We start from the raw sequence: 11,929 nt of genomic DNA, 5'->3' as shown, positions 1-11,929 counted from the left end.
GATGTCGTTCGATCTCGTGATCCGCGGCGGGACGGTCGTCGACGGCACGGGCGCGCCCCCGCGCACGGCCGACGTGGCCGTGACCGGCGGGCGCATTGCCCAGCTGGGCCGGGTGTCGGGCGACGCGCGGCGCACGCTCGACGCCGACGGATTGCTGGTCACTCCCGGCTTCGTCGACATCCACACGCACTACGACGGGCAGGCCACCTGGGACCCGCAGCTCGCGCCATCGACCTGGCACGGAGTCACTACGCTGGTGATGGGCAACTGCGGCGTGGGCTTCGCGCCCGTGCGCCCGGACCAGCACCCGTTCCTGATCGGACTCATGGAAGGCGTCGAGGACATTCCCGGCGCGGCGCTGGCCGAAGGCATCCAGTGGGAATGGGAGACCTTTCCCGAGTATCTCGACGCGCTCGCGCGGCGCCGCTTCGCGGCCGACGTGGGCACCCAGGTGCCGCACGGCGCGGTGCGCGCGTACGTGATGGGCGAGCGCGGCGCGCGGAACGAGGCCGCCACGGCCGAGGACATCGCGCAGATGGCGGAGCTGGTGCGCGGCGGGCTCGAGGCGGGGGCGCTGGGCTTCTCGACCTCGCGCACGATCGTGCATCGCGCGATCACCGGCGAGCCGGTGCCGGGCACGTTCGCCGCGGAGGACGAGCTGTTCGGGATCGGGCGCGTGCTGGGCGAGCTCGGCCGCGGCATCTTCGAGCTCGCGGGCGCCGGTGCCGCGGGCGAGGACATCGCCGGCCCCATGCGCGAGATGGACTGGATGCGGCGGCTCTCGGCCGAGATCCGCCGGCCAGTCACGTTCGCCATGCTGCAGTTCGACGCGGCCCCCAAGCTGTGGCGGGAGCTGCTCGAAGTCTCTGCCGAGGCCACGCGCGAGGGCGCGCAGGTGTTTCCGCAGGTCGCCGGCCGCCCGTTCGGCCTCTTGATCGGACACCAGACCAAGATCCACCCGTTCGCGGGCCGGCCCGCGTTCGAGTCACTGCGCCCGCTGCCGCTGGTCGAGCGCGTGGCCCGGCTGCGCGATCCCGAGGTGAAGCGGCGCATCCTGGCCGAGCGCGCGCAGGTGCCGTCGATGCTCGCGGCGCTGTACGGAAAGACCTTCCCGATCGGCGACCCGCCCGACTACGAGCCGCCGTACGAGGCCTCGATCGAGGCACTGGCGAAGCGCGCCGGCCGCGAGCCCGAAGACGTGCTGTACGACAAGCTGCTCGAGAAGGACGGGCTGGAGCTCCTGCTCGTGCCGGTGCTGAACTACAGCGATCTCTCGTGTGACCCGATCCGCGAGATGCTGCTGCACCCGCGTGCCGCGCTCGGCCTGGGCGACGGCGGCGCGCACTGTGGCATCATCTGCGACGCGAGCATTCCCACGTTCATGCTCACGCACTGGGTGCGCGACCGGAAGCGCGGCCCGACCCTGCCGCTCGAGCTCGTGATCCGGCGCATGACGCGCGACACCGCCGACCTGTACGGGCTGCCCGACCGCGGAAGCATCGCGCCGGGCCAGAAGGCGGACCTGAACCTCGTCGACTTCACGCGCCTGCAGCTCGAGCCGCCGCGCATGGCCCACGACCTGCCCGCCGGCGGTGCGCGCTTCCTGCAGAGGGCGCGCGGCTACGAGGCGACTCTGGTCTCGGGCGAGGTCGTGTCACTCCGCGACGAGCCCACGGGCGCGCTGCCGGGACGGCTGATCCGGGCCGCGTAGCTCAGTCGCCGTCGACCTCCGCGACGATGTCGTCGATCAGCGCGTCGACCGACGACACGATTCCGGGAACGTCGGGCGCCGGATCGAACGTGACTCCCTTGCTCTCGGCCTTCGCGACGAGCTGGCTCGCGGCGTTGCCGAGCTTGATGCGCGCGTTCTCGCGCAACAGCACGACCTTCGAGGAGGGCTTCTGCACGTTCTTGGACTCGGCCTTGGCGCCCGTGCTGCACATCGTGCCCGCGCCCGAGAACAAGGGCGCGATGACCGGCGGATCCTGAGGCTGGACCGAATCGATGAGATTCTTGGTCGCCAGTGCGGCGACCTCGAAGTGGGCTTCGAAGGTTGCGCCGTCCTCGGCGGTCCCGCAGCTCAGCCCGTGACTCAGCGCCGACGACGTCTCCTTGTCGAAGGCCGTGATGAACTTCTGGCGCGCCTTGTCCAGGCAGGCCTCGACCTTCACGCTCATCGGATCCTTGTCCGGCGCCTTCGCGTGGCTCGCGAGGCAGCCCAGCGCGCTCTTGCACAGCGTGCCCGCGCTCGCGATCTGCGCCGCGCGGCACTTCACGGTGGGGTCGGGGCCGGGGATGGTGAAGTCGACCTCGCCGCCCGAGCCACTCACGAAGCCCGAGCTGTCCGGGTACTGACTCGGCGTCTGGTCGCCCAGCGCCTGGCTCGTGCTGCCGCCGCCGAGCTTGGCGAGCAGGTTGACCACGATCTCCGACCCGAGCGAGCCGCCGTCGCTGATCAGGTCTCCCGTGTCGGTCGACGTGTGGGACAGGTCCAGCGTATCTTGCGAGCCGCCCTCGAAGCCGTCGACCACGCTGATCACGTTCACCGTGATCGCATTCGGATCGGGCGCGTTCGCGGCCGTGGCGGTCCAGCTTCCGATCTGGATCGTGAAGGCGGTGATCCCGTTGTCGGGCGTGGTGGCCCAGTAGCTCGTGCTGTGAATCGCGGGATTCGTGTCGTGGACGGGCGTCGTGAGCTCCTCGGTCCACTCGATCGTGACCGGCGCGTTCTTCTTCACGCCGAGCGCGGCGAGACCCGAGAGCGCCGTGCCCGTGACTTTGGTGACCTTGCCGAAGAGCTGGAAGCTGACTTGCGCGGCTCGGGCGGGAAGGGCCTGGGCCATGCACAGCGCCAGCGCGATGCCGAGGATCTTCGTGTGTCTCATGCGCGCGATCTTACGGACCGCGCGGACCGGCGACGATTAAACGCGCATCACCTTCTGCAGAAGTCAGACTTCGGTCACGAGCCTCGTCAGACCTTGGGCAGGATCTCCTCGACCAGCCGCCGCATGTCACCGATGGTCTTCGCGGTCGGGGTACCGCTGAACGGCGGCCAGAGCAGCGGCATGGTGAGTCCCGCGTCGCGGTAGCGCTTCAGGTTGTCGGTGAGCTGCTGCGCGGTGCCGACGAGCGTCGGCGTCGCCTTGCCGCGGTCGGTCTGGTCGGTCTTCTCGCGCGTGATCTCGAACGGCAGCATGCTCATGATCTCGAGCTCGTCGATCTTGCGCGCGTGTCCGAGCTTGGAGAGCTCGCTCTCGATCGCCTTGCGCCACTCGGCGATCACGCCGGGCGTGTCCATGATGCCGATCCAGCCCTCGAGGCCGTATTTCGCCACGCGCTTCGCCGCGAGCTCGGGCTTGGCCAGACCGCCCACGAACATGGGCGGGCGCGGCTTCTGCAACGGCTTCGCGCCGAAGCCGCAGAGCGGGAAGTCGGCGAACTCACCGTGATACTCGAACAGCTCGTGGGTCCACACGCCCTGCATGACCTCGATGGTCTCGCGCACGTGCTTGTTGCGCTTCTCGTACACGTGCGCGGCGCTGGCCGCGGCGAACTCCTCGGGCATCCAGCCCGAGCCCACGGCCACGTTGAGTCGCCCGTTGCACAGGTGATCCCAGGTCGCGAGCTCGGCAGCCAGGACGCCCGGCGCGCGGTACGGCGTGACGATGATGCTCACGCCCAGGCGCACGCGCTTGGTGATCGCGGCGAGATACGGAATGAGTGGCATGCCGTGCAGGAAGGCCCCGCGCGCCGGCACCGGCAGCGCGCGCGGAAACTCCTGGATGAAGCCGAACGGCTTCTCCAGCGCCGCGCGGTCCGAGGCCTCGGGCACCACGATCCGGTCGAGTGACCACACCGAGTCGAAGCCCAGCGCCTCTGCCTCGTGCGAGAGATCGACGATCTCGCTGACGGTGATCCGGTCGCGAAGGTTGGGCAGGTAGAGCGCGAGCTTCATCTGGGGTCCTCCTGGGCACAGAATGCCCGAACCGGAAGCGCCGTGTGCCATGCTCTCGCAGCCCACAGGAGGTGTCGTCATGCCGCTTGCCACGCTCGAGGAAAAGCGCGTCGTCGTGATCGGCGGCAGCTCCGGCATCGGCTTTGCCGTGGCGGACCGTGCCATCCGCGAGGGGGCGCAGGTCGTCGTCGGGTCGAGCCACGCGGCCCACGTCGAGGACGCAGTGAAGCGTCTGGGCGCCGGCGCGTCCGGATCCGCAGTCGACGTGAAGAATGAAGCCAGCGTCGCCGCCTTCTTCGCCAATCTCGGCCCCTTCGATCACCTGGTGTTCACCGCCGGAGACTGGCCCGCGCTGCGCAGCGGCACGCCCGTCGCCGAGCTGGATTTCAGCGGCGCCACCGCGGTGTTCGCCGTCCGCTTCTGGGGCGCGCTCGCGGCCATCAAGCACGCGCAGGGCCGCATCTCGCCCGATGGCTCGATCACCCTCACCAACGGCGTGGTCGCTCACCGCCCGCGCAAGGGCGCGGCGCTCAACACGGCGATGGCGGGGGCCATCGAGCACCTGACTCGTGCGCTCGCGGTCGACCTTGCCCCGGTGCGCGTGAATGCCGTGTGCCCGGGCCTCGTGCTCACCGAGGTGTGGAACAGCATCCCCGAAGAGCGCCGCGAAGAGCAGCTCCGCCGCATGACTGCGCGCCTGCCCCTGCCGCGCGCCGGCGCACCGGACGAAGTGGCCGAGGCCTACCTGCACCTCATGCGCGCGAGTTACTCGACCGGCCAGGTCCTGATCGTCGACGGCGGCATGACGCTCGTGTAGCGCTCGCCATGACCGCCGGCGCGCCGATCGAATTCGGGTTCGACTTCTCCTCGGGCTACGCCTATCTCGCCGCGCAGGAGGTCGATGCGCTGGGCGCGCGCGTCGGCCGCGCCATCCTCTGGCGCCCCTACATGTCGGGCACGGCCTTACTGGGCCCGGGCGGCGCGGCGCCTGCAGGTGCCCTTCCAGCCACCCGCGGACCATCCGAAGGTCGCCCTGCCCGCCACGCGCGCCTTCTACTTTCTCGAGACGACTCGACCCGGCGTCGAGACGGCCTTCGCGCGCGAGACCTTCCGCCGCTACTACTCCGGGCGGCTGGACACGAGCGACGCGGAAGCCGTGGCGGCGCTCGCCGGCGAGCTGGGTCTCGACGTGACTCTCGTGCGGGCCGGCATGGAAGCGCCGGTGATCAAGGACCGCGCACGCGCGCTGAGTGAGGCCGCGGTCGCGCGCGGGATCTTCGGCTCGCCGTTCTTCGTGGTGGACGGCGAGCCCTTCTGGGGCTGGGACCGGATCCCCATGGTCGAAGAATGGCTGCGGACCGGCGGCTGGTGACTCCCGTCAGTAGCCCGGAATCGTGGTGCTGGTCGCGCCTACGAGTCCCGCCACGCGCAGGCTGCTCCTCGAGAACTTGCCGCTGACCCGGCAGTAGACGTACGTGGGATCCGGAGTGCTCGCGCCCTGGCCGGTCGACCCATTGGGCTCGACCTGCTGCGTGGAATGCTGCAGCACGTCGCCGGCCTCGCTGTACTTGATCACCTGGATCGTCACCGTGACCGGCTTCTTGCCCACGTTGGTGACGGCACAGGTCGTGCCGGTCGCGGCGATCAGATAGACCGGCGTCGCCATCACCGTATCCGCGTGAGCGCTCGCGCCCAGGGCGAGTGACAGACCGAGTGCGGCTGCAATTGCGAAAATGCGCATGACTGACTCCCTCCGTTCAGGAGCGCAGCTTAGCACGCGCCGACGAGTCAGTGCGCGTGGCGCCAGGCTCTCAGCTGCCCAAGCCTTGCAAGTCGCCGACCTGAGCCAGAGCGCGGTCCTGCTCGTCGGGAAACACGCGCTGGACCGAGCCGCGCAGCAAGGCGAGCTCGTCTCGCAAGGCCGCCTTGCGGGCCTCGGGCAGCACCTTCAACAGGTGGTCGATCATGGCTTGCAGTCGGCGGGCCACCTGCATGCTGCTGGCCCCGAAGTGGCGAATTTCGGTGACGGCCAGGCCGACGAAGTCGATCCAGTCGGGTGTCCGGTAGCACAGGCGCAGCCGACCCTGCGCATCTCGCGTCTGTCCCGCGTCGAGCCGGCGCTTGCCGACCTCCAGCAGCAAGTGATGGATTTGATCCAGTGCCAGGACGGCGGTCGTCGGATCGTTGATGGCCGGTGACAGCGCCTTGTTGGCGATGTCCACGATGATGCGAAAGGCGAAGCGCGGATCCTGCTCCACCGTGCGCTCGGGGCCGGTGGCGATGCACGCGCGCAGCGCAGCGACGTCGATGGCGCGAGCGCCCCTGCGTATGCGAAACAGCGGATCTCCTCGGGCCACGAAGTCACCGACCTGCGGCACGAGCTCGATCACCGCGTCGGCGCGTTGCGCCAACGCCAGCAGGTCGCCGAGACTGAACGCGAGAACGACGCCGGACTTCTCGGTCTGATCGACCACCACGACGTCGGCTTCTGGAGCCGGGGACCAGCCGGGCCGCTTCTCGTCGGGCTCGAACGGATCGGGATAGACGCTCTCCACCACGGCGTGCCCCTCACTGGCCACGGCCTGGAGCACCGCGATCGGCCGCATCGAGGAACCCAGCCACTGCGCGTACCAGAAGAAGAGCGCGATGCAGGCCAGGTTGCAGAAGATGGCGAACGCGACCGGCAGCTGCGGCGCCGTCGCTTCGATTCGCCCCGACGCGGCAATGGTGTAACCGTAGGCAAAGGCAAAGATGCTGAGCACCCACTTGAGGCGCCGGTCGACGAAGACCATGGCAATGATCCGCGGAGTCAGCTGCGCGCTGGCCAGCTGCACGATGATCAGCAACGAAGACACGACGAACACGACCAGGGTGAGCATCGAAGCCGTGAACGCACTCAGGACCGCGCGCGCCCCATCCGGCGTGAAGCCGAACCATTCCCAGCCCATGGCGCGGTCGAGCCGGAGGAGAAGCGGCGCGACCATGCAGACCAGGCCGAGCGCCAGCACCGGCGTGAGCCAGAGCGAGCGGCGAACGAACCGTCTCAGCCGAAAGCGCAGCAGCCAGCTCATTCTCGACTCACTGCGGCGGCAGCCCTCCCCGGATGATCCTATCATGAGTTCGATCCCGACCCGTTCGGTGGGAATGACTCCGCGCCTCAGCCACGCCCGGCTGTGGCAACGCTCCCCACTGGTGAGACCGCGCGCCCGGCGCAGGCTGGCACGTGGCTGGCAGTGCGCTCCGCTGCGGAACCCGAGGAAATCAGGAGGAGTACATCGGTGAACGCCGAAGCGCGGCGCCTCGAAGACGCTCGGACCGGCAAGAGCGCGTGGAAGAAGTGGGGCCCGTACCTGAGCGAGCGCCAGTGGGGGACGGTGCGCGAGGACTACAGCGACTCGGGTGACGCTTGGAACTACTTCAACCACGACCAGGCGCGCTCGCGCGCCTATCGCTGGGGCGAGGACGGGCTCGCGGGCATCTCCGACGACCAACAGCTCCTGTGCTTCTCGCTCGCGCTGTGGAACGGCAAGGATCCGATCCTGAAGGAGCGGCTCTTCGGACTCACGAACAGCGAGGGGAACCACGGCGAGGACGTCAAGGAGTACTACTTCTACCTCGATTCGACTCCGACTCACTCGTACATGAAGTATCTCTACAAGTACCCGCAGGCGGCGTACCCCTACGACGAAATCGTCGCTACGAACGCCAAGCGCGGCCGCGACGAGCTCGAATACGAGCTGATCGACACGGGAGTCTTCGAAGGCGATCGCTACTTCGACGTCTTCGTCGAGTACGCCAAGGAGTCGCCGGAGGACGTCCTGATCCGGATCACGGTCTTCAATCGCGGTCCCGAGGCGGCGTCGCTCCACGTGCTGCCGACGCTGTTGTTTCGGAACGTCTGGTCGCGGGGCGGTGACGCGCCGCGCCCCGTGCTGCGCCAGGTGGCCCATGCAGGCGGCACGGCGCTGATCTCGGCCGCGCACCCGGATCTCGGCGAGCGCTATCTCGCCGCCGAGGGCGCGACGCAGGTTCTCTTCAGCGAGAACGAGACCAATCGCGAGCGGATCTTCGGGGAGCCCAATCCGAGCGCGTACGTGAAGGACGCGTTCCACCAGTATTTCATCGCGGGCCGCAAGGAAGCGGTGAACCCCGAGCATCAGGGGACGAAGGCCTCGACTCACTACGCGCTCGAGCTCGGACCGGGCGAGTCACGGACCCTCCGGCTCAGGCTCTCGGACAAGAGGCCCGCCGCCAAGGGCGAGGGGCCCTTCGGCAGCGGCTTCGACGCGTCGTTTCGGGCGCGCCTCCGGGAAGCGGACGAGTTCTACGCGTCGGTCATTCCCGCGTCGCTCGGCGCGGACGCGGGCAACGTCATGCGCCAAGCCCTTGCGGGCATGCTCTGGTCGAAGCAGTTCTACTACTTCGACGTCGACCGCTGGCTCGAGGAGCGCGGCGCGGATCCGTTCAAGCGCGACCGGCGGCTGGGCGTGCGCAACGACCGCTGGCACCACATGTACAACGCCGACGTGGTGTCGATGCCAGACAAGTGGGAGTACCCCTGGTATGCCGCCTGGGACCTGGCCTTCCACGTCATCGCCTTGACTCTGGTCGACGTCGACTTCGGCAAGCAGCAGCTCGACCTGATGCTGCAGGAGCGATACCTGCACCCGAGCGGCCAGATCCCGGCGTACGAGTGGAACTTCGGCGACGTGAATCCGCCGGTGCACGCCTGGGCGACCGCGTTCACCTATCGGCTGGACAAGCTGCAGCGCGGCAAGGGCGACGTCGAATGGCTCGAGCGCTCGTTCCACAAGCTCACGCTGAACTTCACGTGGTGGGTCAATCGCAAGGACCGCTCGGGCAACAACGTCTTCGAAGGCGGTTTCCTCGGGCTCGACAACATCGGCGTCTTCGACCGCAGCTCGCCGCTGCCGACTGGCGGTCACCTCGAGCAAGCCGACGGCACCGCGTGGATGGCGCTGTTCTGCCAGAACATGCTCGAGATCGCCGTCGAGCTCGTGCAAGAGAAGCCGTCGTATCTCGACATGACGTTGAAATTCGTCGAGCACTTCCTGTGGATCGCCTCGTCGATGCTCCACTCCGGCGACGACGTCGGCATGTGGGACGAGGAAGACGGCTTCTTCTACGACGTGCTCCGGCTGCCCGACGGTCACGCGCAGCGGTTGAAGGTGCGCTCGATGGTCGGTCTGCTCCCGCTGTGCGCGGTCACCGTATTCGACGGCGCCGTGCTGAAGGCCCATCCCGAGCTCTCGCACCGCCTGAGCGGCTTCCTGCGCGCCCGGCCCGAGCTCACGGCGTTCATTCACGATCCGACGGCGCGCGGTCACTCGGGCCGCATGCTCGCCTCGATCCTCAACGAGGCGAAGCTCCGGCGCGTGCTCGAGAAGATGCTGGACGAGCGTGAGTTCCTGAGTGACTACGGGATTCGCTCGATCTCGCGCCACCATGCCGAGCACCCGTTCGTGTTCGACGCCGGGGGCACGGAGTATCGCGTGTCCTATCAGCCCGCGGAGTCCGACTCGGGCATGTTCGGCGGCAACTCCAACTGGCGCGGGCCGATCTGGATGCCCGTCAACGGCTTGATCATCCGAGCGCTGCTGCTCTACCACACGTACTACGGCGACGACTTCACCGTCGAGTGCCCGACGGGCTCGGGTCACAAGATGACGCTGTTTCAGGTTGCCGAGGAGATCGCGCGCCGGCTCGCGAGCATCTTCGTGCGCGACGAGCACGGCCGGCGAGCGGTCTTCGGCGGAGCGCAGAAGTTCCAGGAAGATCCTCACTGGCGCGACCATCTGCTCTTCTACGAATACTTCCACGGCGACAACGGCGCGGGGCTGGGCGCGAGTCACCAGACGGGCTGGACCGGGATCATCGCGCGCATCATGCACCTGTTCGCGACGACCACCGCAGAGCAGGCACTGGGCCTCGGGAAGCTCGCCGGCATCGTCGAGACGGAGAAGCCGCCGGCTCCGCGCCGGAAGTGAGCCGGCATGGACGGGCCGGCTCGCCCGCAGCGATGAGAGGTCGACGGCTGACGCTCGCTCTCGCGGGGCTCACGCTGCTCGTGCTCGCGATATCGGTGCCGCAGTCACTGCGCGACGCCCTCGATCGAGGGCAGCTCTACCTGTTCTCTCGCGAGTTCCTGAGCGACATTCCCAAACGGCTGGTCGGCCCGGGCCGCTTCCGCTTCCTGCTCCAGCCTCTGATCGCGACGCTGCTCGGAATTCGAGCGGGCCGAGTCGATGCGCGCACCGGTCAGCCACCGTATCTGCGGGCACTCCTCTTCGAGCGAAGCCTTCGGCGACAGCTCCTGCGAAGCGGCCTGCAGAGCGTCTCGAATCTCGTTCTGATGGGAGTCCTGATGGACTCCGTCTTCCAATGGCTGATCCTCGGAGCGTCCTATCCAGGCGCAGCGCTCGTGGTCGGGCCGACCCTGATCGCCACGCCGTACGCGATCGCCCGCGCGCTCGCGAACCGCGCCACCGCGGCCGGACATCGCGCGAGAGAGTGAGTTCGACTCCTCGTTGACCTCGGCGAGCTACCTCTTGATCTCGACCATGATCGGCTTGGCCTTGTCCTTGACTCGGATCACTACGGTCTTGGATATCTTGTCCGTGGCATTGCGACCGAAGTGCGGCGTGTTGGGCGGCGTGTAGATCGCCTCGCCTGCCTTTACGACCTTTGTCCCGACGCCTTCGATCTCGAAGGTCTGCTCTCCTTCGACGACGTATGTGATCTCATGGCCGTCCGGATGCATGTGCAGAGGCAGGCTGAAGCCCGGCTGCCACGTCGATGCAAAGACGACGATTTCTTGACCGGGAAGATTGGTCAGATCCGCCTGCAGAACCTGCTTCGTTTCGTATTGAGGGGGAGCCTGCGCATGAACCAACTCGGTCGACAGGCCACCCAACACGATTCCGACGACAAACACTCCACCCAGCGCAACTAGCCGATTCATCGCTTTTCTCCTCTCCCGTCGGGGGGTGCTCGATGTGTAGAACCATAGCCGCTGATCGCGGATGCTGAAAAAGGGCAACGTGCTGTGATTCGCAGCCCGCGACTCGGCCTGTCGATGGTGTGTCTCGGGCTGTGTCTCTTCGCGAGCGCATGCGCCTGGAGAGGAAGTGTCGCACGGTCGGCGCCGGAGAGACCGTCTACGTGGGGAACTTCAATCTCGCCTGCTCGGGCGGCCCGATCCTCTGGCGCGAATACACGCCTCGCGGGGAGCTCCCGAAGCTCCTTGCCGAGTTCAAGAGTAAGTATCCCTTCCTGAATCTCGACGACGTCCAGTTCAGGCTGTTCCGCACCTTCAGGTCCGCAAAGCCGCGCGCAGCCAGCGAAACCTCGGCGCGCGCCGCCTGCGTTGCCCGACGCTCCTCGTGCGCGGGCGGATGAGCGAGCGTACCCGCTTCCGGAGGCCGTCATTGGCCGTGCTCGGTCATCGAGCGCACACGGCTTGACAACCGATCCGTTCTCGTGTCAGTAGTACTGACATGAGGGCACTACGACTGACAGATGCGCGGCCGGGCCCGCGCCGGTCGCTGCGCGAGCGCCAGAAGGCAGCGACCCGAGACCTCATTCTCGAGGCGGTCGGCCGGTGCCTGAAGGACGTCGGCATCAGCGAGCTCGGCTTCGCGCGCATCGCCGCCGAGGCGGGGGTCACCGAGCGCACGATCTACCGCCACTTCCCCACGCGCGAGGCGCTCTTCGACGCCTGGTGGACCTCGCACCAGGCCTCGATCGGACAGGGGCCTTATCCCGAGAGCAGAGCCGATCTCGTCGCCGCCGCGCGCACCGTCTTTCCACGGTTCGACGAGCAGGCCGAAGTGGTACGAGGGGCGCTCCTGTCGCCACAAGGGAGGGCGATCGGGATGCGCGCGAACGATGCTCGCGTCGCGGCGTTCAGGCGCGCGGTGCGCGATGGAGCCGGCGAGCTTCGGGAGCCGCACT

At 68.0% G+C, this 11,929-nt stretch carries 11 protein-coding genes; 6 read left to right on the top strand and 5 right to left on the bottom strand.

The window, feature by feature from the left end; translation table 11 throughout:
- Nucleotide 1 precedes the first annotated feature (1 nt).
- Nucleotides 2–1,711 (top strand): amidohydrolase family protein, encoded by a 1,710-nt coding sequence (locus VMR86_17275; GenBank protein ID HTO08803.1) that lies wholly within the window; start codon nt 2–4, stop codon nt 1,709–1,711.
- A gap of 1 nt (nt 1,712) precedes the next feature.
- Here the strand turns inward: VMR86_17275 and VMR86_17270 are convergent, their stop codons facing one another.
- Together VMR86_17270 and VMR86_17265 are read right to left on the bottom strand one after the other, a co-directional pair.
- Nucleotides 1,713–2,885, bottom strand: a complete 1,173-nt coding sequence (locus tag VMR86_17270; protein HTO08802.1) for a hypothetical protein — start codon at nt 2,883–2,885, stop codon at nt 1,713–1,715.
- Nucleotides 2,886–2,971: 86 nt separating this feature from the next.
- Nucleotides 2,972–3,955 (bottom strand): LLM class flavin-dependent oxidoreductase, encoded by a 984-nt coding sequence (locus tag VMR86_17265; GenBank protein ID HTO08801.1) that lies wholly within the window; start codon nt 3,953–3,955, stop codon nt 2,972–2,974.
- A 79-nt stretch (nt 3,956–4,034) separates the two neighbouring features.
- Here VMR86_17265 and VMR86_17260 point away from each other — a divergent pair, with 79 nt between their 5' ends.
- Both VMR86_17260 and VMR86_17255 read left to right on the top strand, forming a co-directional pair.
- A complete protein-coding gene (locus VMR86_17260; GenBank protein ID HTO08800.1) occupies nt 4,035–4,772 on the top strand; it encodes an SDR family oxidoreductase in 738 nt (245 codons plus the stop codon).
- A 177-nt stretch (nt 4,773–4,949) separates the two neighbouring features.
- Nucleotides 4,950–5,327: a DsbA family protein gene (locus VMR86_17255; GenBank protein HTO08799.1), complete on the top strand. Its 378-nt coding sequence runs from the start codon at nt 4,950–4,952 to the stop codon at nt 5,325–5,327.
- A 6-nt stretch (nt 5,328–5,333) separates the two neighbouring features.
- Here the strand turns inward: VMR86_17255 and VMR86_17250 are convergent, their stop codons facing one another.
- Nucleotides 5,334–5,696, bottom strand: a complete 363-nt coding sequence (locus tag VMR86_17250; protein HTO08798.1) for a hypothetical protein — start codon at nt 5,694–5,696, stop codon at nt 5,334–5,336.
- A gap of 70 nt (nt 5,697–5,766) precedes the next feature.
- On the bottom strand, nt 5,767–7,026 hold the full coding sequence (locus tag VMR86_17245; protein ID HTO08797.1) for a DUF2254 domain-containing protein: 1,260 nt from the start codon (nt 7,024–7,026) through the stop codon (nt 5,767–5,769).
- Nucleotides 7,027–7,233: 207 nt separating this feature from the next.
- Between VMR86_17245 and VMR86_17240 the strand changes: the two genes are divergently transcribed.
- The gene (locus VMR86_17240) at nt 7,234–9,963 is read left to right on the top strand and encodes a glucosidase (protein HTO08796.1); all 2,730 of its coding nucleotides are present in this window, start codon (nt 7,234–7,236) and stop codon (nt 9,961–9,963) included.
- 95 nt (nt 9,964–10,058) lie between these two features.
- Complete coding sequence (locus VMR86_17235) at nt 10,059–10,490, top strand: hypothetical protein (GenBank protein ID HTO08795.1); 432 nt, start codon at nt 10,059–10,061, stop codon at nt 10,488–10,490.
- Between the two features lie 27 nt (nt 10,491–10,517).
- Here the strand turns inward: VMR86_17235 and VMR86_17230 are convergent, their stop codons facing one another.
- Nucleotides 10,518–10,937 (bottom strand): cupin domain-containing protein, encoded by a 420-nt coding sequence (locus VMR86_17230; GenBank protein ID HTO08794.1) that lies wholly within the window; start codon nt 10,935–10,937, stop codon nt 10,518–10,520.
- A 535-nt stretch (nt 10,938–11,472) separates the two neighbouring features.
- On the opposite strand from VMR86_17230, the gene VMR86_17225 reads away from it, so the two are divergent.
- A partial coding sequence (locus VMR86_17225; protein ID HTO08793.1) for a helix-turn-helix domain-containing protein occupies nt 11,473–11,929 on the top strand: 457 nt, incomplete at its 3' end.

The organism is Myxococcota bacterium (assembly GCA_035498015.1).
In the GTDB taxonomy this organism is placed as follows: domain Bacteria; phylum Myxococcota_A; class UBA9160; order SZUA-336; family SZUA-336; genus VGRW01.
This window is presented reverse-complemented; position numbering and strand designations above follow the sequence as displayed.

Coding starts and splice junctions, on each gene's coding strand:
- VMR86_17275 (HTO08803.1), top strand. CDS start 2: ATGTCGTTCGATCTCGTGATCCGCGGCGGGACGGTCGTCGACGGCACG.
- VMR86_17270 (HTO08802.1), bottom strand. CDS start 2,885: ATGAGACACACGAAGATCCTCGGCATCGCGCTGGCGCTGTGCATGGCC.
- VMR86_17265 (HTO08801.1), bottom strand. CDS start 3,955: ATGAAGCTCGCGCTCTACCTGCCCAACCTTCGCGACCGGATCACCGTC.
- VMR86_17260 (HTO08800.1), top strand. CDS start 4,035: ATGCCGCTTGCCACGCTCGAGGAAAAGCGCGTCGTCGTGATCGGCGGC.
- VMR86_17250 (HTO08798.1), bottom strand. CDS start 5,696: ATGCGCATTTTCGCAATTGCAGCCGCACTCGGTCTGTCACTCGCCCTG.
- VMR86_17245 (HTO08797.1), bottom strand. CDS start 7,026: ATGAGCTGGCTGCTGCGCTTTCGGCTGAGACGGTTCGTTCGCCGCTCG.
- VMR86_17230 (HTO08794.1), bottom strand. CDS start 10,937: ATGAATCGGCTAGTTGCGCTGGGTGGAGTGTTTGTCGTCGGAATCGTG.